Origin of the sequence: Streptomyces sp. Je 1-369, from assembly GCF_026810505.1 — a bacterium.
Classification (GTDB): domain Bacteria; phylum Actinomycetota; class Actinomycetes; order Streptomycetales; family Streptomycetaceae; genus Streptomyces.
Genome location: NZ_CP101750.1, coordinates 8,272,379 through 8,296,140, shown reverse-complemented (window position 1 = coordinate 8,296,140; position 23,762 = coordinate 8,272,379). Strand labels below are relative to the sequence as shown.

Below are 23,762 nucleotides of genomic sequence, written 5' to 3'. Positions count from 1 at the left end.
GTCGCGGATGTCGCCTCGGTCACGAAGTCTTCTCGTTCACCCGCGAGGCGAGTTCCGGCCGGGTGCCGGTCACGATGAGCCGTTTGGAGTGGTTGTCGTACGGGCCGCCGTCGAAGTCGCCGTAACAGCGCACGTCGGTGAAGCCGGTCGCCTCGAAGAGCGCGGTCAGCTCGGCCGCGCTGTAGAGGAAGGAGGTGATAGACGCCTCGCGCGCCTCCCCGTCGCGGACCAGCGTCCAGTCGGTGCGCAGCCGGGTCCAGCTGTCCAGGACGGTGTCGCGCTGCAGCACGTACGCGCCGCCGTCGAGGTCGACGACCTGGGGTCGGCCGATCCAGCCCGCGAGGACTTCCTTGCCCATGACGTCGATGAGCAGCCGTCCGCCCGGTACGAGCGAGTCGTGGGCGTTGCGCAGTACGCGTTCGTTGTCCAGTGGGTCGTCGAAGTAGCCGAACGAGGTGAAGAGGTTGAGCACGACGTCGTACGTCTCCGGCTCGACGTGCGTCAGCATGTCCCCTCGTACCAGCCGGACGTCGACGCCCGCCGCCTCGCACGCGGCGCCGGCGCGCTTCAGCATGGCGGGGCTGAGGTCGACCCCGGTGACCTCGCCGCCGCCGCGGGCCAGCGGCACGAGGTACAGGCCGGGTCCGCAGCACAGGTCGAGGACCCGGCTCCCGGCCGGGAAGCGGAGCAGCGGCGCTCCGTCGACGAGGGCCTCCACCTCCGCGCGCCTGCGCTCGGAGAACATGGTCTCGGCGAAGTCCGACCAGAAATCGTCGTCCTCGTACCAGTTCATGGGGCTGCTACCTCGTTCCAGAGCGTGGGTGCGCGTGACCGCGTGGGGACTCTGGAACAGTGGTCGGACGGGCAGCGCTTCTGGTTCCCGGCCCGTGCCGACCGGTTTACTGGCGGCCGCCCCGCCCGCCTGTCAGCCCAGCGTCGTCAGGAAGGCGTCGCATGCCTTCGCGCAGCGGCGGCAGGCTTCCGCGCAGGCGGCGGACGCGGGGTGCAGGTCGCAGAGGGAGGCGCACTGGAGACAGATCGCGCGGCACCACTCGACCTGCATGCGGACGCGTTGCTCGTCCTGGTCGCTCTGTTCGGCCAGGACGCGGGACGTCGCCTCGCACACGTCCGCGCAGGCGGTGTTGAGGCGGGGCGCGTCTCCCGGCTCGGCAGGACCCTCACGCACGAGGCATACGCGTGCGCAGTCGTCGCAGGCCTGTGCACAGGCGAACCGGTCCTCCAGATAGCGGACGAGGTCCTTGTGGCTGGGCTCCTCCGGCTCCTTCGTCGCTGGGGTCGCGGACGCGGTCATGGACGTGTCGTACACCGCGGTCGGCCTCGCCTGGACGCCTGGCGGGGTTGTCGTGGCTGTCACGGGGACCCCTCCTTTCGGTGCGGGACGGGTAGCCGTGGCGCGGTGAACGAAACCCTACGGTCCTGCATGGGCGGGGGGCCGGTACTCGTTCCGCACGGTCCCGTCCGCGCTGAACGGGGTCGCCCGCTGCCCCGATGCGGCACCGGAATCCCCCCCCTCGGAAACTCGGCAGGCCCCGCCGCGACGGGGGAGACACGGCGGGACCCACACATCGATTGCCCGCTGAGGACACGCTCACACCCATGAAGGCGCAGCGAGTTATGACACAGGCTCTCAGCGGTCCGAGCGCCTCCGGATCGCCCGCACGATCGCCGAGAAGTCGCGGTCCGCCCCGCCCTCCGCTGCGAACTCCTCGTACAGTTCGGCCGCGCGCAGGCCGAGTGTGGCGTCCACGCCCGTCGCGCGTGCCGCCCCCGCCGCCAGGCCGAGGTCCTTCGCCATGAGGGCGGCGGCGAAGCCGGGTTGATAGTCCCGGTTGGCGGGGCTCGCGGGGACCGGGCCCGGCACGGGGCAGTTGGAGGTGAGCGCCCAGCACTGGCCGGATGCGGTGGAGGCCACGTCGTAGAGTGCCTGGGCGGTCAGGCCCAGGCTCTCGCCGAGTACGAAGGCCTCGCTGACGGCGACCATCGAGACGCCGAGGATCATGTTGTTGCAGATCTTCGCAGCCTGCCCGGCACCGGCGTCCCCGCAGTGCACGGCACGCTTCCCCATCGCGGCGAGCAGGGGTTCCGCCTCCGCGAACTCGTCCGCGCCGCCGCCCGCCATGAACGTCAGCGTGCCTGCCTCGGCCCCCACCACACCTCCGGAGACCGGTGCGTCCAGGCCGCGGTGGCCCGCGGCGACCGCGGCCTCGTGCGCGGTACGGGCGTCCGTGACGTCGATGGTGGAGCAGTCGACGAACAGCGTGCCCGGCGCGGCCGCGGCGAGCAGTCCCTCGTCACGGTAGAGCGCGAGGACGTGGCGTCCGGCGGGGAGCATGGTGATCACGACGTCGGCGCCGGGTACCGTCTCGACGGCCGAGGCGGCGGGCACCACTCCCCTCCGCGCCGCGGCGGCCAGCGCGTCGGCCGACAGGTCGTGGCCTACGACGCGGTGTCCCGCGGCGACCAGGTTCGCGGCCATCGGCCCGCCCATGTTGCCGAGGCCGATGAACGCGACGGTGCTTGCCGTCAGTGACTCCGCCGTTCCTGACGATCCCGATTCCGTGGTCCCGTTCACCACGCCACCTCCTGCGTCACGGTGCCACCGTCCAGGCCGAGTTCCCGGTCTCCGAGCGGCGCGAAGAAACGTACGACGTCGTCCGCGGTCACCTCGGCGAGCGTGCCGGGGTTCCAGCGCGGCGAGCGGTCCTTGTCGATGACCTGGGCGCGGATGCCCTCCGCGAGGTCGGGTGCGGTGAGGGCGGCGCACGACACGCGGTACTCCTGCCCCAACACCGCTTCGAGCGACCCCAGTTCACGTGCGCGCCGCAGCGCCTCCAGGGTCACCTTCAGTGCCGTCGGCGAGCGGCCGAGCAGCGTTTCGGCGGCTTCCTTCGCGGCGCGTGAGCCGTCCGCGTGGAGACGGTCGACGATCTCCTCGACGGTGTCGGCGGCGTAGCAGTGGTCGATCCACTGCCGCTCGTCGGCGAGTTGACCGGGCGGCGCGTCCTCGACGTACCGCGCCAGGACCTCACGTACCGGTGACTCGGCGAGGTCGGCGATCAGGCCGGGCAGCGACGACGACGGTACGAAGTGGTCGGCGAGCCCGCACCTGAGCGCGTCGCCCGCCGCCAACTGCGCGCCCGTCAAGGCGATATGGGCGCCGAGGCCACCGGGCACGAGGCTCAGGAGGTATGTGCCGCCGACGTCCGGAACGAAGCCGATGCCCGTCTCCGGCATGGCCACCCGGGACCGTTCGGTGACCACGCGCACGGCGGCGTGCGCAGAGACGCCGACTCCGCCGCCCATCACGATGCCGTCCATGACGGCGACGAACGGCTTCGGGTAGCGGGCGATGCGCGCGTCGAGGCGGTACTCGTCGCGCCAGAAGTCCCGCGTAGCCCCTCCGTCGCCGGTCGTGACGTCCTCGTGGATGGACCGGATGTCGCCGCCCGCGCACAGCCCGCGGTCCCCCGCGCCGGTGAGGACGACGGTCTCCACGGCGGGGTCCTGTTCCCAGGCGGCCAGCGCCTCGTCGATGCGGAGCACCATGGCGTGGGTGAGGGCGTTGAGGGACTTGGGGCGGTTGAGGATCAGGCGGCCTGCTCGGCCCTCGACGTACGTCGACACGGAGTCCTCGGCCGCCGTCATCGGACGGCCTCGGTCAGTCCGCGGGCCACGATCAGGCGCATGATCTCGTTGGTTCCTTCCAGGATCTGGTGGACCCGCAGGTCCCGGACGATCTTCTCGATGCCGTACTCGCTCAAATAGCCGTAGCCTCCGTGCAGTTGGAGGGCGCGGTCGGCCACGGAGTACCCGGTGTCGGTGGCGAATCGCTTGGCCATGGCGCACAGCTGCGGGGCGCGCGGGTCGTTCCGGTCGAGCGCGTCCGCGGCCTGGCGCACCAGCGCGCGGGCGGCGGTCAGCTCGGTGGCCATGTCGGCGAGCCGGAACCGCAGCGCCTGGGCGTCCAGGAGGGACGCGCCGAACGCCTCACGGTCGGCGAGGTGGGCCAGGCTGCGGTGCAGTGCGCTCTGGGCGCCGCCCAGGGAGCAGGCGGCGATGCCGAGCCGTCCGCCGTTGAGGCCGCTCATGGCGATGCGGAAACCCTCGCCCTCCTTGCCGAGGCGCCGGTCGGTGGGCACGCGCACGCCGTCGAGGAGCACTTGGCGGGTGGGCTGGGCGTTCCAGCCCATTTTGCGTTCGTCGGCGCCGAAGGTGAGGCCGGGGTCGTCGCGTTCGACGACGAACGCGGAGATGCCGCCGGGGCCTTCCTCGCCGGTGCGGGCCATGACGACGTACACGTGCGAGGCGCCCGCTCCGGAGATGAACTGTTTGACGCCGGTGAGGACATAAGTGTCGCCGTCGCGTTCGGCGCGGGTCCGCAGGGCGGCGGCGTCCGATCCGGCGCCCGGCTCGGTGAGGCAGTAGCTGCCCAGCGATGCCGCGGTGCACAGGTCCGGCAGCCAGCGGGCGCGCTGGTCCCCGTCGCCGTACCGGTCGATCATCCAGGCGACCATGTTGTGGATGGAGAGGTAGCCGGCGATGGAGGGGCAGCCGGTGGCGAGGGCCTCGAAGACGAGGGTGCCGTCGGTGCGGCCGAGTCCCGAACCGCCGTGCTCCTCGCGTACGTAGACACCGCCGAGGCCGAGTTCGGCGGCCTTGCGCAGCACGTCGACGGGGAAGTGCTTGTCGCGGTCCCAGGCGACGGCGTGCGGGGCGAGGTGCTCGTCGGCGAAGTCGAGCGTGACCTCGGCCAGGGCGAGCTGGTCCTTGGTGAGGGCTGTGGCCATGCTGGTCATCGCCGTCATCCCATCGTCGGGATGGTGAAGCTCGCGCCTTCCCTGGCTCCGGAGGGCCAGCGCGAGGTGACGGTCTTGGTGCGGGTGTAGAAGCGGACGGCGTCGGGGCCGTGCTGGTTGAGGTCGCCGAAGCCGGACCGCTTCCAGCCGCCGAACGTGTGGTACGCCACCGGGACGGGGATCGGCACGTTGACGCCGACCATGCCGGCGCCGACGCGGCGCGTGAAGTCGCGGGCGGTGTCGCCGTCCCTGGTGAAGATGGCGACGCCGTTGCCGTAGGGGTGTTCGCTGGGCAGGCGCAGGGCCGCCTCGTAGTCCGCGGCGCGGGTCACGCACAGCACCGGGCCGAAGATCTCCTCGCGGTAGATCCGCATGCGCGGTGAGACGCGGTCGAAGAGGGTGGCTCCGGCGAAGAAGCCGTTCTCGTGCCCGGGGAGGGTGAAGTCGCGCCCGTCCACGACGAGTTCGGCGCCTTCGTTGACGCCGATGTCCACGTAGCGGCGAACCCGGTCGAGCGCGTCGCGGCTGACCAGCGGCCCGAAGTCGGCCTCCGGGTCGTCGGAACGCCCGATGCGCAGCTCGGCGACGCGTTCCTTGAGCCGGTTGACGAGCGCGTCGGCGGTCTCCTCGCCGACGGGGACGGCGACCGCGATGGCCATGCAGCGCTCCCCCGCCGAGCCGTACCCGGCGCCGATGAGGGCGTCCACGGCCTGGTCGAGGTCGGCGTCCGGCATCACGATCATGTGGTTCTTGGCGCCGCCGAAGCACTGGGCGCGTTTGCCGTGCGCGGCGGCGGTGGCGTAGATGTGCGCGGCGACAGGAGTGGAGCCGACGAAGCCGAGCGCTTGCACGCGTGAGTCTTCCAGGAGGATGTCCACGGCGTCCTTGCCGCCGTTGACGACGTTCAGGACGCCGGGCGGCAGGCCCGCCTCCAGGAACAGTTCGGCGAGCCGGAGCGGCACGGAGGGTGCCCGTTCGGACGGCTTGAGGATGAAGGAGTTTCCGCAGGCCAGTGCGGGGGCCGCCTTCCACAGCGGGATCATCGCGGGGAAGTTGAACGGGGTGATGCCCGCGGTGACGCCGAGGGGTACGCGCAGGGAGTGCACGTCGATGCCGGAGCCGGCGTTGTCGGTGAACTCCCCCTTCTGCAGGTGCGGGATCCCGGCCGCGAACTCAACGACCTCAAGGCCGCGTTGCAGGTCGCCGTGGGCGTCGGCGACGGTCTTCCCGTGTTCGCCGGAGAGCAGCTGTGCGAGTGATTCCCGCTCTCCTTCGACGAGTTGCAGGAACCGCAGCAGCACGCGGGCGCGCCGCTGCGGATTCCACTCGCCCCATGCGCGCTGGGCGGCGTGGGCGTCGGCGATCGCCGCGGTGGTCTCTTCGCGTCCGGCCAGCGGCACGTGTGCCTGTACGGCACCGGAGTTGGGGTCGTACACGTCGGCGAAGAGCCCGGACGTGCCGGGTACGCGCTTGCCGCCGATGAAGTGTGTCAGTTCACGGACCATGAGAGCCTGCTCTCGTCAGGTGAGTCCGGGGATGGCACGACAGGCCGACGGCGCCACCGGGTGAGGCGGGCGGGCGGTTCTGTCGTGGGACGCGAAGGCTAGAAGCCGTCGTGGAGTCGAGCGCGGACCGGGGCCGGGGCCGGGGTCGTCGCTCGCTTCGCCGGTTCACCTGGGTCGTGGGTACGGACCGGTGCCATGCGTGTCTGCTCCATCCTCGTGGACAACACGGAACACCCCGCGGCCGGTATCCTGACTCCCGGATCAGCGCGCGTTCTCCCGCCTTCCCGACGGAACTTCTCCGTCAGTGGCGTATCGCTCGGCGAGAACGCACTTCCCGGTCACAGTGGCGGGACCGCGCCGGATTCACACCGGCTTCCCTGCACCGCGGGCTCTGGTCACGAACATATAGTTGGACGTCCTAGTAAGTCCACCCCCACTTTCGGCGGGGGCGGCAGGACGACGGGACGAAGGGGCGCCGCCGCAACGGTCGATCGTCGGTTACTGACCGTCCTTCAACTTGATGAGGCTCCTCCCCGTCGGGCTGGCACGCGGACCCTCTGCTGCCCACGTGCAGGACCGGATACTCACCGCCCTGAGCGGTCTTCTCGGCGAGGCGGCGGCGCGTAGAGCGCGGCGATCGCGGCGGCACGGTCGTGCAGCGACGTGCGCAACCACTCCGGGGCCAGGACCTCGGCATGCGTGGTGAGCTGCCACAGGGCCCACTCGGCGTGCCGGGCATTCTGAAAGACGAGGCCCAACCACAGCCGCCCCTCGTCCTCTCCGTCCTCGTCGCACACTGCCAGCGCCGTGGCCACGAGGTCTTTGCGACGTTCCGGGGCCACCCTTACCCGCACGGTGACCCGGTCGTCGCCGCCGTCGCGGAACCGCGTGTTGCGTTCCTGCCAGGCGCGGTCCAGGTCGACCGCTTCCGGTCGCCGCGCGGGTTCGTCGAGTGCCACTTCGGAGCCTGGCCCACAGCCGTGTAGTGGATGCGCGGCCTGTGCCCGGCGAACACCGCGCGCCGGACCTCGGCCACGATCGCCTCGGGCAGGTCTTCGCTGTCGACGCGGCGCGCGAGGAGGTCCGTCTCCGGGTCGATGAGCAAGCGTTGGGCCGCGCCCGCCGCGGAGCCCTTGAGGCTCTCGGGCAGCGCGTCGAACACCTTCAGCATGGCCGAGGCGAGCGCCGAGCCGAGGCCGAACAGCTGCGCGCCGCGCCGTGATCCGGCGACCAGAAGGGCGAGCGCCTCGTCGTGGTTCAGTCCGGTGAGTGCCGTCCGGAAGTCCGGCAGCAGCGCGAACCCGCCGTTTCGGCCGCGCTCGGCGTAGACGGGGACACCGGCCACGGAGAGCGCTTCCATGTCGCGCAGCACTGTGCGGGTGGACACCTCCAGCTCACCGGCGAGCGCGTCCGCCGTCATCCGGCCGCGCCGACGCAGGAGGAGCACCAGGAAAACCAGTCGGTCGGCGCGCATACGAAAACCCTGGCGAAATACATGACGAGGGATGTCATGTATTGCTGCGAGGCTCCTGCAAGCGATGCGAAGCAGACCGAATGGAGCGAGCGAGATCATGGAACGAAACGCAGTCAACCCGGTGACCTGGTCGACGGAGATGGGCTTCAACCAGGGCGAGCTCGTCTCCGGGCACGCACGCACCTTGTACATCTCGGGTCAGACCGCGATGAGCGGCGCAGGCAAGCCCGAACACGACGGTGACATGGCCGCGCAACTGGCGCTGAGCGTCGACAACGTGAAGGCGGTGCTCACCGAGTCCGGCATGTCCCTCGCGAACCTCGTCCGCCTCAACGTCTACACGACCGACGTCGACCTGCTCTTCCAGCACTACGGCGTCCTGGCAGGCCGGTTGGCCGCCGCCGACGTCGCACCGACCACCACGATGCTCGGGGTGACGCGCCTGGCGGTCCCCGGCCAGCTGGTCGAGTTGGAGGGGACCGCGGTGGCGTAGGTGCGGCCGTGGACGAGGCGGGCGCGCTCGACTGCCCGCCGACGCCACCTTCAGGGCCGAAGTCGACGCCCGCGTCAGGAGAGTGTGTCCACCACGTCGCGTACCTGTCCGGCGACCGTCTCCGGCAGGGGGGCGTAGTTCAGGCGGGACAGGTCCTTCTGTCCTGCCTTGCTCGCGGTGTAGGTCAGGAACGACTTGAGCGCGGGCAGGGTCGCCTGGGGGTTGCCCTTGTCGCAGACGATCTCGTAGGTGACCTGGACGATCGGGTACGCGCCTGGCGTCGAGACGCCGTAGCGGAACTTCAGTTTCATGTCCTTGCCCTGGCCGGCGACCTGAGCGGCCGCGATGCCCGCCGACGCCGTCGCGGGAGTCGGTGCGACCGGGGTCGGCGCGCCCGTGTCGATGTTCACCGTCTTGATCTGACGGGCCCGCGCGAAGGACAGCTCGAAGTATCCGATCGCTCCGACGCCGGAGGTCACCTCCGAGGCGACGCCGCTCGACCCGCTCGCGGACGCGCCGCCCCTCCCCTGCCAGGACTTGGCCACCGGGTGGGGCCAGGCCGCGGGGGCCGCGCCCGCGAGGTAGGCCTGGAAGTTCTGGGTCGTGCCGGAGTCGTCCGACCGGTGCACGGGACGGATGGGCATCGCCGGCAGCTCGGCGCCCGGGTTGAGCCGCCGGATCTCCGGGTCGTCCCACTCGGTGATCCTCCGGTCGAAGATCTTGGCGAGGGTGGGCGCGTCGAGCACCAGGTCGTCGGCGCCCGGCACGTCGTAGCCGATCGCGATGGGGCCGCCGACCATGGGCAGGTCGATGGCCCGCCCGCCCCGGCAGACGTCCTTCGAGCGCTCGATCTCGTCCGGCTTGAGCGCGCTGTCGGAGCCGCCGAACGCGGTCGCCCCCCGCAGGAACTGCGCGCCGCCCGCGCCGGACCCGATCGGGTTGTAGGCGATCCGCACCTTCGGGCACGCGCGCTGGTAGTGCTTGATCCAGTACTTCATCGCGTTCTGCTGAGCGCTCGACCCGGTCCCCTGGACCTTGCCCGCGTCGGCACAGTCGATCCCGGCGATGGCGGCGGCACCCGCGGCCGCCCCCTCGTCCCCGCCCCCGTCGTCACCGTCGCCCCCGAGGCCCGCGACACCGCAGCCCGTCAGTAACAGCGACAGCAGAGCCGTGAGGGAGACCGCGACACGCGCTCCCCCTCCTCGGTGGTACGTACGTCCTGGACGTGGGCGTTGCAACGTTGTCCCCTCGGGGTACCGCGAAATGGATCTCGACCTGACCCCAGATGTTCGCCCACTCGCGGATCGGGCGGGTGACGCGGGGGCGAACATCGGGCGACGTCCTGCGGTACGGAGGACATGCGGTAGGCGGAGCGTTACAGCGGGCCGCCCCCGAGGAGCTGGCCGCCGTCCACCACCAGGGTCTCCCCCGTGATCCAGCGGGCGCCGTCCCCGGCGAGGAACGCCACGGCCTCCCCCAGGTCCTCGGGTTCGCCGATGCGGCCCAGCGGGGTGGCCGCGGCGACCCGGGCCTCGTTCTCCTCCCACAGCGCCTCGGCGAGCTTCGTGCGGACCACTCCTGGAGCGATGGCGTTGACGCGGACCTTCGGGGCGAGCTCCAGGGCGAGTTGCTTGGTGAGGTGGATGAGCGCGGCCCTGGAGACGTGGTAGATGCCGACGTCCTGGGCGACCGAGAGGCCGCCGATGGAGGCGGTGTTGACGACGGAGCCGCCGTGCTCGCCCATCCACGCCTTCACCGCGAGCGACGTCCACAGGATCGGCGCCCAGAGGTTGACGTCCATCGTCTTGGCGAAGCGCCCGTGGTCCTGGTCGACGACCGGGCCGTACGCGGGGTTCGTACCGGCGTTGTTGACGAGGATGTCGAGGCTGCCGTACGTCGCGACGGTGTGCTCGACGCAGGCGCGCGCGGCGTCCTCGTCGGTGGCGTGGGCGCCGAAGCCGGTCACCCCGTCGCCGAGTCGGGACGCCGCCTCCTTGGCTCGCTCCTCGCTGCGCGAGGTGACGACGACCTGCGCCCCGCGGTCGCGCAGCGCGGCGGCCGCCGCGAGTCCGATGCCCCGCGAGGCGCCGGTGACGACGGCGACCTTCCCGGACAGGGAGCCCTGCGGGGCACGCGGCGCGCTCATCGGCCCGTCCGCTCGTTGTCGCGGCGGCGCAGTTCCCGCAGGGCGATGGCGCGCTTGTGCACCTCGTCCGGACCGTCCGCGAGCCGCAGGGTGCGCAGATGGGCGTACATGCTGGCGAGCGGGAAGTCGTCGCTGACACCGGCGCCGCCGTGCACCTGGATGGCCCGGTCGACGACCTTGAGCGCGACCTCGGGCGCGGCGACCTTGATGGCGGCGATCTCCGTCCGCGCCTCCTTGTTGCCGACGGTGTCCATCAGGTACGCGGCCCTGAGGGTCAGCAGGCGCGCCATGTCGATCTCGACGCGGGACTCGGCGATCCAGTCCTGGATGTTCGCCCGGTCGGCGAGCGGCGCCCCGAACGTCGTACGGGACCGGGCGCGGTCGATCATCAGGTCCAGCGCACGCTCCGCCATGCCGATCGTGCGCATGCAGTGGTGGATGCGGCCGGGGCCGAGCCGCGCCTGGCTGATCATGAAGCCGTCGCCCTCGCCCGCGAGCAGTGCCGTGGCGGGGACGCGTACGTCCTCGAAGAGCACCTCCGCGTGGCCCTCGCGGTCCTGGTAGCCGAAGACGGGGAGGTTGCGCAGGACCGTGACGCCGGGGGTGTCGAGCGGGACGACCATCATGCTCTGCTGGCGGTGGCCCGGCCCGTCCGGGTCGGTCTTGCCCATGACGATGAGCACCCGGCAGTTCTTGTGCAGGGCGTTGGAGGTCCACCATTTGCGGCCGTTGAGTACGTAGTCGTCGCCGTCGCGGACCATCCGCATCTCGATGTTGCGGGCGTCGGAGCTGGCGACGGCGGGCTCGGTCATGGCGAACGCGGAGGCGATCTCACCGGCGAGCAGCGGCTTCAGCCACTTCTCCTTGTGCTCCTCGGTGCCGAAGAGCGTGAGGACCTCCATGTTGCCGGTGTCCGGCGCGTTGCAGTTGGTGGCTTCGGGGGCGAGGTGCGCGCTGCGGCCCATGATCTCGGCCAGCGTGGCGTACTCCAGGTTGGTCAGGCCCGGGCCCCACTCGGGGTGCGGGTGGAAGAGGTTCCACAGACCCTGCTTCCTCGCCTCCGCCTTGAGCTCCTCGAGGACCGGCGGGTGGAAGTGCGGGTCGCCCGACTCCGCCATCTGGGCCTCGTACACCGCCTCGGCGGGGTAGACGTGCTCGTCCATGAAGGCGAGCAGCCGCTCCTGGTACTCCTTGGCCCTGTCGGTCACGTCGAACACGGGTCGTCCTCCAACGGTGGTGGGTCAGGCAATCCTGGTCCGGAGTCTCGTCCGGATCCTGGTCCGGAGCCGGGTCCGGGCGCAGGGGTTTTCCTCAGCTGCGCCGCGGCCCGCTCCGCCCGTCCGCGGACGGCGGTGCGAGGAGTTTCGCCAGCCCGGTCGCGGTCGTGGGAGCGTCGCGGTGTACGACGCCGGCGATGCCGAGCCGCTCCGCCGCGACGATGTTCTGCGGCAAGTCGTCCACCATCACGGTGTCCTCGGGCCGTACGCCGAGACGCTCGCAGGCGACGGCGTAGGCGCGGCGGGACGGCTTGCGCACGCCGATCTCCCCGGACACCGTGACGGCGTCGAACATCGCGGGCAGGTCGAAGCCTTCGTAGCAGCGGTCTCCGAGGGAGTTGGAGAGCAGGCCCACGCGTCGCCCCTCGGCCCGGAGCGTTGCCACGAGAGTGATCATGTCGGGGTCGGGGCGCAGTCCTGTCTGGATGCGGCGCACGAGCCCGGGGCCCTCGACCGGCGCGCCGTGGGCCCGCAGCCGCGCCGCGAGGCCGTTCTCGAACTCCGACTCCTTGATGCGGCCTTCCTCGTGCGCCACGAGCAGGGCGCTGCTCTCCTCGTCCTTGGAGAGGAGCCGTAGCAACAGTTCCGGATCGTCGGCGATTTCCGTGCCGAGCTCCTCGAAGGCGGTGACGACGCTGGTGGTCAGCACCCCGCCGAAGTCGAACAGGACCGCCGTGCGTACCCGTACGTTCATGTCACCCCTCGTCGTCGCCGACGCGCCTTGAGCCGCCTTGGGCCGCTTTGAGTTCCGTCAACGTATTTGAATCCGGGTTCAGGTTCAAGAGTGCGAGAGGCCGCCGCGCCCGCCGGACGACCGCTTCGGCTTGTATATTGAATCCAACGTCAAGTTCAGAGCGCGGACCACGGAGGTTCTGCACATGCCGACACACGTCACCCGCGCCGAGTGGGAGCGCGTCGCGACGCGCGAGGTCACCTCGGGCGACATCACACTCCGCGTCTTCGACCATGGTGAGGCGCGGCCGGGCAGGCCTCCGGTGGTCCTGTGCCATGGCTTCCCTGAGCTGGCGTTCTCCTGGCGTCACCAGGTCTTCGCGCTGGCGAGCGCGGGGTACCGCGTCCTCGTCCCCGACATGCGGGGGTACGGCGGGAGCTCGCGGCCTGCCGACGTCGAGGCGTACGACATCCTGACGCTCTGCGGCGACCTGGCCGCGGTCCTCGACGACGTGGGCGCGGACGACGCCGTCTTCGTGGGGCACGACTGGGGTGCCATGGTGGTGTGGCAGATGGCCCTGGCCCGCCCGGAGCGGGTGCGGGCCGTCGCCGGGATGAGCGTGCCGGTGACGCGGCGGGCCCCGGCTCCCCCGATCCCGATCCTGCGCAAGCGGCTCGGCGAGGACTTCTACATGGTGTGGTTCCAGGAGCCCGGCGCGGCGGACGCGGCCCTCGGCCGCAACGTGCGCAGGACGCTCGTGGCGAAGGAGATCTACTCCGCCCGTTGGGCCGAGCAGCACGACGAGCCGTCGTCGCCCCCGCCGTGGCTCGACGAGGCGGAACTCGCCTACTACGTCGAGACGTTCGAGCGCACCGGGTTCACCGGCGGGCTCAACTACTACCGCAACCTCGACCGCAACTGGGAGCTCACCGAGCACCTGGCCGACCGCCGCGTCACCCAGCCCTCACTGTTCCTCACCGGCTCCAAGGACCCCGTCGGCCAGTTCATGCCGGCGAAGGACCTCGACCACATGCTGACCGATCAGCGCGGCCACATCGTGCTCGAAGGCGGCGGCCACTGGATCCAGCAGCAGCGGCCCGACGAGGTGAACGCTGCTCTCCTCGACTTCCTCTCCCAGGTCGGCTGATAGCATCCGCTGCCACCGATACGTACAGGTTCGACCGACAGTGGTTCGACCGAGAGTGAATGGATCGCAGTGGCTGCCCAGGCCCCGGCCGCAGACGGCGGCCAGAAGCAACCGATCACACCCCGCAGCGCCCGTGGCGTCAGGACGCGCAACGCGCTGATCGCCGCCGCGCGCGAGGTGTTCGAGCGCGACGGGTACCTGGACGCCCGCATCACGGACATCTCCAAGGCGGCCCACGTCGCCTCCGGGTCGTTCTACACGTATTTCAACAGCAAGGAAGAGATCTTCCAGGCGCTGGTCGAGCAGGTGCAGGAGGAGATGCTCCATCCGCACCTGCGCGAGCGCACCGGCATCACCGACCCCCGCAAGCTCATCGACGCGTCGAACCGCGAGTATCTGCGGGCGTACAAGAAGAACGCCCGCCTCATGGCGCTGTTCGAGCAAGTCGCCCAGGTCGACGAGCAGTTCATGGCGTTGCGCATCGAGCGTGGCAACGCGTTCGCCCGGCGCAACGCCAAGCTCATCCGCACCCTCCAGGAGAACGGCCGGGCCGACACCGCCCTGGATCCGCTGGTCACCGCGCACGCCCTGTCCGTGATGGTGAGCCGCATGGCGTACATGGTGTTCGTGCTCGGGCAGCGCATCCCGTACGAGCGGCTCGTCACGACGCTCAACACGATCTGGGAGAACGGGTTGCAGCTGCGGGACGCCGAGGACTGATTCCGGCCGCAACCCCGGTCCCCCCGGCTACCAGCCGCGCGCGGACTCCAGAAGGTGGTCTCTTACCAGGGCTACGTGCGGGTTGTCCGAGGAGCCGGGGCGCTGGACGAGGTAGCCGGTGTTGATGGGCGGGTCGTCCGGGTCGTTGAGCAGGACCAGTGCGCCGGACGACAGTTCGTCGAGGCACAGGTAGCGGGGCAGCACGCTGAAGCCCGCGCCGCCCACGACGGCCGCCTTGACCGCGCGCAGGTCCGGCATGGTGACGGCGGGCTTGCAGACCAGGCGCTTGCCGAAGACGTGGCGCCAGTAGCGGCGGACGATGGGCAGGTCTTCGGCGTACGCCACCAGGGGGACGCCATGCAGCACCGCGGGGCCGTCCACGGCGAGCCGCGCCGCCCCGCCGGTCCGCGCCGCCCAGACCGCCGAGGTGACCAGGACGAACTCCTCGTCGGCGAGTGGCACGGAAGCCAGCGCCCGGGCTCGGGGACGGGCCGTGGCGATGAGAAGGTCGTGCCGGCCCGCGCGCATCTCCTCCAGGAGGTCGTCCGTCAGGCCGGTCGCGACGCGCAGCACCACTCCCCTCTCCACCAGCGGAGCGATGCGCGGCAGGACACAGTGGGAGAGGAGCTCCGCCGGACCCGCCACGTGCACCGGCTCGGCCGCGCTGTCGCCACCGTGGCCCGCGACCTCGGCGAGCGCGTCCAGCGGCTCGACGATGCGGGCCGCCAGCTCGTCCGCGAAGGGCGCGGGCGCCGCGCCGCGCGGGAGCCGCTCGAAGAGCTCCCGGTCGAGCCTGCGCTCCAGGGACCGGATCTGCGCGGTCACCGTGGGCTGCGACAGGCCCAGGAGGCGGGCGGCCGCGGTGAAGGACCCGGAGCGGTAGACGGCGAGGAAGGTGCGGAGTTGGTTCAGGTCGAGCGAGGCGGGGCTGCTCGCGGTGCCTGATTCACCGGGCGCTGTTCTGTCCCGATCGTCGGCATCGGCGGCTGTGACGGTGACAGCATCGGCATTCCTATGTCCCATGTGCGGGAGCATAGGGTGTGCCGATGGGCCGGGCGATCCGCGATCGGCGCGTCGGCGATGGTTGGTCAGGACATCAGCGGAGCCACCTTGTCCGTGACGAAGCGGATGTACCCCTCCGGGTCCGGTTCGTCGGCGGTGGGTTGCAGGACGACCGTGTCGGCCCCCGCGTCGGCGAGTCGCCGGACGGCCTCCGCGACGGCCTCCGCGTCCCCGGCGACTCCGAGGCCCTCGATCCCGTCCCGCCCCTCGCCGCGGAGCTCGGCGCGCAGCCGGGTCTCCGCGTCCGGTCCGGTCGCGGCGAGCAGGTAGACGACCACGGGGTGGGCGCCCTCACGCCCGGCCGACTTCCGCCCCTCGTCGATGAGTTGGCGTGCCCGGCGTACGTCGTCCGGTGTCACGCTCGCGTCCAGGATGGTGCCGTCCGCCGCCTCCCCTGTGAGCCGCAGCGAGCGCGGACCCCGCGCGCCCGCGTACACCGCGGGGGCGGACGCGGGCGGCCAGTCGAGCGCCACGCCGTCGAGGTGGACGTACCGCCCGTGGGTCGTCACGCGTTCGCCCGCCAGCAGCGCCCGCATCGCGTCGAGGTGTTCGCGCAGGAGAGTGACCGGCGACTCGGCCCGTGCGCCCACCTGCCCCATCCAGTCCTGTACGCCGTGTCCGACGCCGAGCATGGCGCGGTCGGGGAAGAGGCGGTGCAGCGTGGCCGCCTCCATGGTGGCGAGGGCGACGTTCCGCAGCGGCACGGGCAGGAGTCCCACCCCCACGCGCAGCCGCTCGGACCAGGCGAGGGCGGCGGACGCGGCGGCGATGCCGCTCTCCAGGAAGCAGTCCTCCCAGAGCCACAGCTCGTCGAGTCCCGCGTCGTCGGCGGTGCGCACCATGGCGCGCAGGCGCTCGGGGGGAAGTTGGGGGCGGAAGACCACGCCGAGAGTCGTCATGGCGCCTTCCTATCCCGGTCCGTCGCCCGCGCTCAACAGGGAATCGCTCTCCTCGTCACTCGCACGGTAAGGGTTGTGGTGTACAAGACCCTTACTGGACGGTGATGGGCATGAACCGGACCGACGGACAACAACTCACCGTGCCCAGCCGAGGCGTTACCCACGTGCGCCGGGCCGTGGCGGCGGACGTTCCCGAACTCGTACGCCTGCGGTCGCTGCTCTTCGCGACCCGCGACGGGGAGTACTTCAAGCCCGCGTCGGTCGAGGACGACTGGCGCCACAACCTCGCCTCGGTGCTGAGGGAACAGCTGACGTCCGACGCCACGCGCATCCTCGTCGTGGACGGCGCGCACGGGCTCGCGGCCTGCGGAATCGGCACCGTCGAGCAGTGGTTCCCCGGCCCGCACAGCGTCTCCGGCCGGGTCGGCCACGTGATCGGCGTGGTCACGGACCCCGCGTACCGGCGGCGCGGGCACAGCCGGGCCATCATGCGGGAGCTGCTCGACTGGTTCCGTACGCAGGACGTCTCCCGCGTCGACCTGTACGCCTCCGCGGACGGCGAGCCGCTGTACCGGGACCTCGGCTTCGTCGACCACCCCGACCCCGCGCTGTACTGGCGCCCAGCACAACGCTGAGCCGCGCGGGCCCAGTTGCCCGAAGAGATCCCGGACTTCGCCCCTCCGCAGCATCATGGGAGCAGGCGAAACGGGGGTGCCGACACGGCTGTTCGCTTCGGTTCAGGTGGCGACCGGGTACCGGCGTGGGCTCACCGCCGTCCTCTTCTACTTCGGCTGGGCGAGCACGGACGGCGAGACCAAGGCGCTCGGGCTGCGCGACACCGTGTTCCACCTCTCCACCAGCGACTACCTGTTGCGCACCGTCGGAGCGCTCTACCTCCCCGCGTGGCTCGCCGCAGGTGTCGCGCTCGGCACGCCCGGGCTGCTCCGCTGGACCGCGGGCGAACCGGAGCGGCTGGCCCGTGCGGTCCGTGTGCTGCGGGTTCGCCTGGGCCGTCCCGCTCGCCCTCGTACCGCTGTATCCGCTCAGTCCCTGGCTGTTCGACCTGCTGCTGCCGCTCACGGCGATCGGCGGTTCGCGCTCAACGCGTACGCCCGCACGCGCGAACGCAGGGACCTGCGGCTGTGGGGGATCACCCTCTTCAACTGAGAGGTCCGGTGCCGAGGGGCCGGTGCCGAGGGGCCGGTGTGGCGCCGCGCCGCGGGCCGGAGGATGATCGTTTCGTGAGTGGCAGCGACGCGGGGAGCACGGGCGCTACCGCGGCGACGCCCCCGCGGCAGCGGTGGCGGCGGCCGGCGTCCTGGCTGCGGCCCGTGGCCTGGGGCGTGCTGGCCCTGTCCACCGTCGTCCTCGTCCTCGCCGGATGCGCCCGCGCGACCGTCCTGAACCGTGTCTTCTACCAGGCCGTGCTGGACGAGCAGGGCGCGTACGAGCGGCTGTACGACGAAGTGCTCGTCGACCCCGCGACGGCACGCGTCACCCGTGAGCTCCTCGGCCGCCTGCCGGTGCCCGAGGCACAGGTGACGGCGAACCTGAAGAACGTGCTGCCGCCCGCCACCCTGCGCACCCTGGTGGACGAGCAGATCGGTCACGCCGTGGCGTACCTGCGCGGGCAGGAGCCGCGCCTGCGCCTCTCCGTCGATCTGCGGCCCGTCCTGACGAACATCGGCAGCTTCGCCGAGATCTACCTCGGTGACCTGGTCGCCTCCACGCAGGGCCGCGCATCGCCCGACTTCGCCGCGTTCACGCGGGAGCTGACGGCCGCTCTGGACGACATCTCCCGTGGCCACCGGCCCGACAACCTCCCCGAGCTGCGCCTGGCGCCGACCGCCGCACGGCAGGCGGCGGAGTGGCTCATGGGCGCCGTCCCCGAGGACCGGCGGGCAGCCCTGCGCCCCGAGGTGGAGGCGTCGCTCGGCACCGGAGACGTGGCGTCGGCGCTGGCCGCCGTGGGACCGTACGCGCTCGGCGACCGGGTGCCCGGCGCCGCCGCCGACCTGTCGACGCTCACGGACGACGGCCGCTGGAACGCCGTACCGGACCTGAAGGCCGCGGGTGTCGACCTGGGAGCGGCCGAGCAGGCCCGGTACTTCACCAGGCTGGCGCTGGGGTGGGTCCAGGGCATCGCGGGCGTGCTCGCTCTCGCGTCGGGCTGCGTGCTGGCCTTCACCGGCTCCGCGTCCTGGGCGGTGCGGGTGCGCCGCGTGGGCACGGCGCCGGCTGTGGGAGGTGCGCTGTCGGTGGTGGTCCTCGCGGTGGCGCGGTGGCGGGTCGGGGAGCTGATGGCCCGTCCGCCTTCGAGCTGGCCGCCCTCGGTCGGCAAGCTACTCGACGACGTCCAGCACGGTGCCGCCGACGCCCTCGTCTCGGTGGGGCTGATCACGTCGGCGCTCCCGCTGCTCGCGGGGCTGGCTCTGGCCGGGGCGCCGTGGGCGTACGAGAAGGTGGTGGCGCGGCGCGGGGCGCGGCTGACGGGACGGCGGCGGAGCGCGGTCCTCGGTACGGCGGGCGGCGTCCTCGTGGCCGTCGCGATGGTGGGCGCGGTGCTGGCTCCTCTCGCGGCGGGCAAGGACGCCCGCGAGCTGTGCCTGGGCTCGGAGTCGCTCTGCGACAGGCCGTACGACCAGGCCGCCTTCCTGGCCACGCACAACGCGATGTCGACGACCGCCGACCGGTTCATCGGCCCGCTCCAGGACCCGGACATCGTCGCGCAGTTGGACGCCGGAGCCCGCGGCCTCCTGATCGACACCCAGACGTGGGAGACCCCCGAGGAGGTGTCCGAACGGCTTCGGGAAGCGGACTTCCCGCCCGACATGAAGCAGCAGATCACCCGCCTGGCGGAGCGCGCCAACCCGCCGCGCCCCGGCATGTGGCTCTGCCACGCGGTGTGCAGGGCCGGGGCGATCCCCCTGGTGGAGACGCTGCGCACGATCGGCACCTGGCTCGACGAGCACCCCGGTGAACTGGTCACCCTGATCGTCCAGGACGCCATCGACGGCGAACAGACGCGGGACGCGTTCCACGAGGCGGGGCTGGACCGGCTGCTGTTCACACCGGACTCCGACCCCGACCGCCCCTGGCCCACCCTGGGCGAAATGATCGACAAAGGGCGCCGCCTCGTGGTCTTCGCCGAAGAGGCCGACGGTCCCGCGCCCTGGTACCGCAACTTCTACCGGTACGGCATGGAGACCCCGTTCGCGTACACCGCACCGGACCAGATGAACTGCGTCCCGCACCGCGGCGGCACCGGCAAGCGGCTGTTCCTGCTGAACCACTTCATCACCGACATGGGCGGCAGCCGTCTCGACGCCGCCGTCGTCAACAAACGCGACTTCATCCTGGAACGGGTGCGTCGCTGCGAGAAGGAGCGCGGCAGGCCGGTCAATTTCGTCGCCGTCGACTTCGCGACGATCGGCGATGCGCTGGGCGCGGTCGACACGCTCAACCGGAGGCGTTGATCCGCGACTCTGCGCGCAGCAGGGCGTGTTCGGTGAACCGGCCGCAGGAGCGGAAGCCGAGACGGCGGTAGACGGGCTCGCCCTCGGCCGACGCCTGGAGAACGGCCAGGGAGTGGCCCAGGCGGCGGGCGGTGTGGAGCGCGGCGAGGGTGATCGCGCCGCCGTAGCCGCGTCCTCGGTGCGCGGTCAGGGTGCTGATGTTGTAGATCCCGGCGACGCCCGCGTACGCGAACACCTCGGCGGAGCAGACCGCTTCGTCCGCCACGTAGCCGACGAGGTGGCGGGCCGAGCAGTCCGGGGCGAGTGCCTGTGGGGCGGCGCGGGCGTAGAAGCGGCGTACCGTCTCGGCGGGCGGGGTCCAGTTCGCGGCGAGGACCGTGGCGTAGTCGGCGAGTTGCCGGGGTGTCGTCACGGGCCGGATGCCCAGGCGCGGCACGGAAGGCAGCGGCGGGAGCTCGTCCAGGTGCGCCCACATCGCCGTCTCCCGTTCCGAAGCGGGCAGTCCGGCGGCCGTCAGGCGGGCCGACAGATCCGGCGGTGCCGATGCGGGACCGACCCACCAGGAGAAGGGGCGACCCGTCGCGACCAGCGCCCGTGCGGTGACGGCGACGCGCGCCGGGGCGGTCTCGGCGGTGAAGCGGGCCAGGGCGACGACGTTGAACGTGTCGTCGTCGAGGCCGCTGTCGGCGATCACGAGGTCGTCGGTCGCCACGACGGTCGCCCCCGGCAGGCCCCGGTGGAGGTGGCAGGCGTGCTCGGCCAGGTTCCGTTCCATCCTGTCGAGCGGGTCGGCGCGGTCGGCCTGCTCCAGAGGCGGCGCGTCGTCGCGGCGATCGTCGGTCATACTTCCGTAGCTTGCCGCGCCACGGCGCGGCTCGCCGCTCAATTCGGGGCGTCGGTCACCGGGTAGGGCACGAACGTGCTGCTGTTCTGGTCGATGCGCAGGGGGCGGCCCAGCGGCGGTGCGGCTCGTTGGGGGCAGTCGAGGCGTTCGCAGACGCGGCAGCCCATCCCAATGGGGGTGGCGGCCGCCGCAGTGGAGAGGTCGAGTCCGTCGGAGTAGACGAGGCGGTGGGCGTGGCGGATCTCGCAGCCGAGGCCGATGGCGAAGGTCTTGCCCGGTTCGCCCCAGCCGCCGCGGTGCCGGGTGATGGCGCGGGCGGTCCACAAGTAGCGCTGCCCGTCGGGCATTTCGGCGATCTGTACGTGGATGCGGCCGGGCGCGGCGAAGGCCTCGTACACGTTCCAGAGCGGGCAGGTGCCACCGGTGCGTGAGAAGTGGAAGCCCGTGGCGGACTGGCGCTTGGAGAGGTTGCCCGCCCGGTCTACCCGGACGAAGGAGAAGGGCACGCCCCGCAGGCGCGGGCGTTGGAGGGTGCTGAGCCGGTGGCAGACGGTTTCGTAGCCGAGGCCGTAGCGGTCGGTGAGCCGTTCGATGTCGTACCGGACCTCTTCGGCCGCCGCGTGGAAGGCGCGGTACGGCAGGACGAGTGCGGCGGCGAAGTAGTGGGCGATGCCGATGCGGGCGAGGGCGTGGGTCGGCGTGCCGGGCGTGAAGTCGTCGGCGGCCTGGCGGTCGAGTACGTCGCCGTGTTCGAGGAGCGCGAGCTGGGTGGCCATGCGGAAGGCGCGCTGGCCGGGGCGCAGACGGCTGGAGAGGTGGAGGGTGCGGGTCGTTTCGTCGTAGTGGTGCAGGCGGTCGCCGGTCCCGGCGGTCGGGCGGTCGCTGGGCCCGGCGGTCAGGCGGTCACCGGCCCCGGCCCCGGCCCCGGCCCCGGCGGTCAGGCGTACGCCGTGGGCGTCGGTGAGCCGTGCGGTCAGGGCGCGCGTGACCTCGCCGGGCCGGATGCCCAGCTCCTCGGCGAGATGCTCGGCGGCGATGTCGGTGTCGTGGAGGTAGTTCCTGCGGCGGTAGAAGAAGTCGCGGATCTCGTCGTGGGGTGAGCGGGGCAGGTCGGGGGCCGCGCCGTCGCGGCCGTCCGCGGCTTCCGCGAGGCGTTCGGACAGGAGCTGGCCGCGGCGGCCGAGGTCCAGCAGGACCTGCGCGACCGCGGGCATGCGCGAGGCGAGCTCGGCGAGGTCGGAAGGGGAGACACGGGCTTCGGTGATCTCGCCGACCAGCGCCTCCCTCAGGTCCGCCACGAGCCGGGTCGTGTCCCGCTCGGAGAAGAAGCCCGGGTCCACGCCGAAGGTCTCGGTCAGCCGGAGCAGAACGGGCACGGTGAGGGGGCGGGAGTCGTGCTCCATCTGGTTGAGGTAGCTCGGCGAGATGGCCAGGGTGCGGGCGAGCTCGGCCTGGCTCATCCGGCGCTCCTCGCGCAGCCGCCGCAGTCGCGCGCCCGCGTACGTCTTGCTCACCGTGTGCTCCTCCGTGCTCCATCGTGCCCCGCGCGCATGCTCCAGCACGGTGACGGGTGGGCGTCAGCGTACGGGAACCGCCCTGCCGCGAACCCTTCGCAACCTTGGCAGTTCCCCGCCCGAAGATTCGCAGAAGTTGGCACGCGTCCACGATTGATGGCACTGCGTGCCAGTGCCATCGTCTGCAGTGCGGCCGCAACACGCAGTGCATCCAGTCAGACCAGTGACACCCCGTGCCAGCACAGCCCGCGCGGCGACGGGGCATTGGCAGACGACACCCGGACGTCAAGGAGACGGTGACAGCAATGGCAGACGCGAGGAAGCACGCGGCCGAAGAGCTCGCACGGCGCTGGGCCACCGACCCCCGGTGGCAGGGCATCGACCGCACGTACAGCGCCGACGACGTCGTCCGGCTCGCCGGCAGCGTCCGCGAGGAGCACACCCTGGCGCGCCGCGGCGCGGAGCGGCTGTGGCGGCAGCTGCACGACCTGGACTACGTCCACGCGCTGGGCGCGCTGACCGGTGGACAGGCGGTGCAGCAGGTCAAGGCCGGTCTCCAGGCCGTCTACCTGTCCGGCTGGCAGGTCGCGGCCGACGCCAACCAGGCCGGTCACACCTACCCGGACCAGAGCCTGTACCCCGCCAACTCCGTTCCCCAGGTGGTGCGTCGCATCAACAACGCGCTGCTGCGCGCCGACCAGATCGCCACGAGCGAGGGCGACGGGGACGTGACGGACTGGCTCGCGCCGGTCGTCGCCGACGCGGAGGCGGGCTTCGGCGGCCCGCTCAACGCCTTCGAGCTGACCAAAGCCATGATCGCGGCGGGTGCGGCGGGCATCCACTATGAGGACCAGCTCGCCTCCGAGAAGAAGTGCGGTCATCTCGGCGGCAAGGTGCTCGTGCCGACCGGCCAGCACATCCGTACCCTCAACGCGGCCCGGCTCGCCGCGGACATCGCCGACGTGCCGACCCTGATCGTGGCCCGCACGGACGCGCTCGCCGCCAACCTCCTCACCAGCGACGTCGACGAGCGCGACGCGGAGTTCGTGACGGGCGAGCGGACGGCGGAGGGCTTCTACCGGGTCAGGAACGGCATGGCCCCGGTGATCGCGCGCGGCCTCGCCTACGCCCCGTACGCCGATCTCATCTGGGTGGAGACCAGCACGCCGGACCTGGCGCAGGCCCGCGAGTTCGCCGAGGCGATCCACGCCGAGCACCCGGACCAGATGCTGGCCTACAACTGCTCGCCGTCCTTCAACTGGAAGGCCGCCCTCGACGACGACGAGATCGCCAAGTTCCAGCGCGAGCTGGGCGCGTTGGGCTACAAGTTCCAGTTCATCACCCTGGCCGGTTTCCACTCCCTCAACCACGGCATGTTCGACCTGGCACGCGGCTACGCGGACCACGGCATGACCGCGTACGTCGACCTCCAGGAGCGGGAGTTCGCGGCGCAGGAACACGGTTTCACCGCGGTCAGGCACCAGCGCGAGGTCGGTACCGGCTACTTCGACCTCGTGTCGACCGCGGTCAACCCCGCCTCCTCCACGACCGCGCTGGCGGGCTCCACGGAGGCGGAGCAGTTCCACTAGGTCTCCGCCGAGGGCAACACCCCGTGCCGACGCGGGGCGTGAGGTCGGCCGACCCGCCGTCCCCCGCGCCCCGCCTCCCCTCCTCCGCTCACCCCCTCCGCTCTCCCTCCCGCCCCAGGAGACCCC

General features: G+C 71.7%; 21 protein-coding genes, 1 pseudogene and 1 riboswitch. Of the genes and pseudogenes, 7 read left to right on the top strand and 15 right to left on the bottom strand.

The features are described from left to right. Nucleotides 1-19 precede the first annotated feature (19 nt). From NOO62_RS36640 to NOO62_RS36610, 7 genes and pseudogenes are all read right to left on the bottom strand, one after another. On the bottom strand, nt 20-793 hold the full coding sequence (locus NOO62_RS36640; RefSeq protein WP_268775100.1) for a class I SAM-dependent methyltransferase: 774 nt from the start codon (nt 791-793) through the stop codon (nt 20-22). Between the two features lie 132 nt (nt 794-925). Continuing rightward, on the bottom strand, nt 926-1,375 hold the full coding sequence (locus tag NOO62_RS36635; protein WP_321170639.1) for a ferredoxin: 450 nt from the start codon (nt 1,373-1,375) through the stop codon (nt 926-928). Between the two features lie 273 nt (nt 1,376-1,648). Further along, a complete protein-coding gene (mmsB, locus tag NOO62_RS36630) occupies nt 1,649-2,593 on the bottom strand; it encodes a 3-hydroxyisobutyrate dehydrogenase (protein ID WP_268775099.1) in 945 nt (314 codons plus the stop codon). After that, entirely contained in the window at nt 2,590-3,666 is a 1,077-nt protein-coding gene (locus tag NOO62_RS36625) for an enoyl-CoA hydratase/isomerase family protein (protein ID WP_268775098.1), read from the bottom strand. Before NOO62_RS36625 ends, mmsB begins: the two co-directional genes overlap by 4 nt. Then, nucleotides 3,663-4,808 carry an acyl-CoA dehydrogenase family protein gene (locus tag NOO62_RS36620; RefSeq protein ID WP_414931042.1) on the bottom strand — a complete coding sequence of 382 codons (1,146 nt, stop codon included), beginning with the start codon at nt 4,806-4,808 and terminating at the stop codon, nt 3,663-3,665. The genes NOO62_RS36625 and NOO62_RS36620 overlap by 4 nt, the downstream gene beginning before the upstream one ends. Before the next feature lie 14 nt (nt 4,809-4,822). Beyond that, on the bottom strand, nt 4,823-6,322 hold the full coding sequence (locus tag NOO62_RS36615) for a CoA-acylating methylmalonate-semialdehyde dehydrogenase (RefSeq protein ID WP_268775096.1): 1,500 nt from the start codon (nt 6,320-6,322) through the stop codon (nt 4,823-4,825). A 221-nt stretch (nt 6,323-6,543) separates the two neighbouring features. Further along, a riboswitch (cobalamin riboswitch) is annotated at nt 6,544-6,724 on the bottom strand. A gap of 182 nt (nt 6,725-6,906) precedes the next feature. Beyond that, nucleotides 6,907-7,796: pseudogene (locus NOO62_RS36610) on the bottom strand (helix-turn-helix transcriptional regulator). A 97-nt stretch (nt 7,797-7,893) separates the two neighbouring features. Here NOO62_RS36610 and NOO62_RS36605 point away from each other — a divergent pair. Beyond that, complete coding sequence (locus tag NOO62_RS36605; protein WP_268775095.1) at nt 7,894-8,289, top strand: RidA family protein; 396 nt, start codon at nt 7,894-7,896, stop codon at nt 8,287-8,289. A gap of 74 nt (nt 8,290-8,363) precedes the next feature. On the opposite strand, the gene pstS is transcribed toward NOO62_RS36605, so the two are convergent. The 4 genes from pstS to NOO62_RS36585 form a co-directional block, all read right to left on the bottom strand. Beyond that, nucleotides 8,364-9,527, bottom strand: a complete 1,164-nt coding sequence (gene pstS / locus NOO62_RS36600) for a phosphate ABC transporter substrate-binding protein PstS (protein WP_268775094.1) — start codon at nt 9,525-9,527, stop codon at nt 8,364-8,366. 137 nt (nt 9,528-9,664) lie between these two features. Then, entirely contained in the window at nt 9,665-10,435 is a 771-nt protein-coding gene (locus NOO62_RS36595; protein WP_268775093.1) for an SDR family oxidoreductase, read from the bottom strand. Continuing rightward, the gene (locus tag NOO62_RS36590) at nt 10,432-11,652 is read right to left on the bottom strand and encodes an acyl-CoA dehydrogenase family protein (protein ID WP_268775092.1); all 1,221 of its coding nucleotides are present in this window, start codon (nt 11,650-11,652) and stop codon (nt 10,432-10,434) included. The genes NOO62_RS36595 and NOO62_RS36590 overlap by 4 nt, the downstream gene beginning before the upstream one ends. A gap of 94 nt (nt 11,653-11,746) precedes the next feature. Then, on the bottom strand, nt 11,747-12,406 hold the full coding sequence (locus NOO62_RS36585; RefSeq protein WP_268775091.1) for an HAD family hydrolase: 660 nt from the start codon (nt 12,404-12,406) through the stop codon (nt 11,747-11,749). 184 nt (nt 12,407-12,590) lie between these two features. Between NOO62_RS36585 and NOO62_RS36580 the strand changes: the two genes are divergently transcribed. Beyond that, nucleotides 12,591-13,532 carry an alpha/beta fold hydrolase gene (locus NOO62_RS36580; RefSeq protein WP_268775090.1) on the top strand — a complete coding sequence of 314 codons (942 nt, stop codon included), beginning with the start codon at nt 12,591-12,593 and terminating at the stop codon, nt 13,530-13,532. A gap of 69 nt (nt 13,533-13,601) precedes the next feature. Then, complete coding sequence (locus tag NOO62_RS36575; protein WP_268775089.1) at nt 13,602-14,252, top strand: TetR/AcrR family transcriptional regulator; 651 nt, start codon at nt 13,602-13,604, stop codon at nt 14,250-14,252. A gap of 27 nt (nt 14,253-14,279) precedes the next feature. Here NOO62_RS36575 and NOO62_RS36570 read toward each other — a convergent pair whose 3' ends face one another. Both NOO62_RS36570 and NOO62_RS36565 read right to left on the bottom strand, forming a co-directional pair. Further along, a complete protein-coding gene (locus NOO62_RS36570) occupies nt 14,280-15,275 on the bottom strand; it encodes a LysR family transcriptional regulator (RefSeq protein WP_268775088.1) in 996 nt (331 codons plus the stop codon). A gap of 65 nt (nt 15,276-15,340) precedes the next feature. Then, complete coding sequence (locus tag NOO62_RS36565; RefSeq protein ID WP_268775087.1) at nt 15,341-16,213, bottom strand: LLM class flavin-dependent oxidoreductase; 873 nt, start codon at nt 16,211-16,213, stop codon at nt 15,341-15,343. A gap of 110 nt (nt 16,214-16,323) precedes the next feature. Here NOO62_RS36565 and NOO62_RS36560 point away from each other — a divergent pair, with 110 nt between their 5' ends. From NOO62_RS36560 to NOO62_RS36550, 3 genes are all read left to right on the top strand, one after another. Beyond that, complete coding sequence (locus NOO62_RS36560; RefSeq protein WP_268775086.1) at nt 16,324-16,848, top strand: GNAT family N-acetyltransferase; 525 nt, start codon at nt 16,324-16,326, stop codon at nt 16,846-16,848. Nucleotides 16,849-16,924: 76 nt separating this feature from the next. Next, nucleotides 16,925-17,380 carry a hypothetical protein gene (locus NOO62_RS36555; RefSeq protein ID WP_268775085.1) on the top strand — a complete coding sequence of 152 codons (456 nt, stop codon included), beginning with the start codon at nt 16,925-16,927 and terminating at the stop codon, nt 17,378-17,380. A gap of 74 nt (nt 17,381-17,454) precedes the next feature. Next, the gene (locus tag NOO62_RS36550) at nt 17,455-19,689 is read left to right on the top strand and encodes a hypothetical protein (RefSeq protein ID WP_268775084.1); all 2,235 of its coding nucleotides are present in this window, start codon (nt 17,455-17,457) and stop codon (nt 19,687-19,689) included. On the opposite strand, the gene NOO62_RS36545 is transcribed toward NOO62_RS36550, so the two are convergent. Both NOO62_RS36545 and NOO62_RS36540 read right to left on the bottom strand, forming a co-directional pair. Then, nucleotides 19,673-20,464, bottom strand: coding sequence for a GNAT family N-acetyltransferase (locus tag NOO62_RS36545; RefSeq protein WP_268775946.1), 792 nt, complete (start codon nt 20,462-20,464; stop codon nt 19,673-19,675). The two genes, NOO62_RS36550 and NOO62_RS36545, sit on opposite strands and share 17 nt — an antisense overlap. A gap of 107 nt (nt 20,465-20,571) precedes the next feature. Continuing rightward, entirely contained in the window at nt 20,572-22,047 is a 1,476-nt protein-coding gene (locus NOO62_RS36540; RefSeq protein ID WP_268775083.1) for a short-chain fatty acyl-CoA regulator family protein, read from the bottom strand. Nucleotides 22,048-22,352: 305 nt separating this feature from the next. Between NOO62_RS36540 and aceA the strand changes: the two genes are divergently transcribed. Beyond that, nucleotides 22,353-23,636, top strand: coding sequence for an isocitrate lyase (gene aceA, locus NOO62_RS36535; protein WP_268775082.1), 1,284 nt, complete (start codon nt 22,353-22,355; stop codon nt 23,634-23,636). Nucleotides 23,637-23,762: the final 126 nt, after the last annotated feature.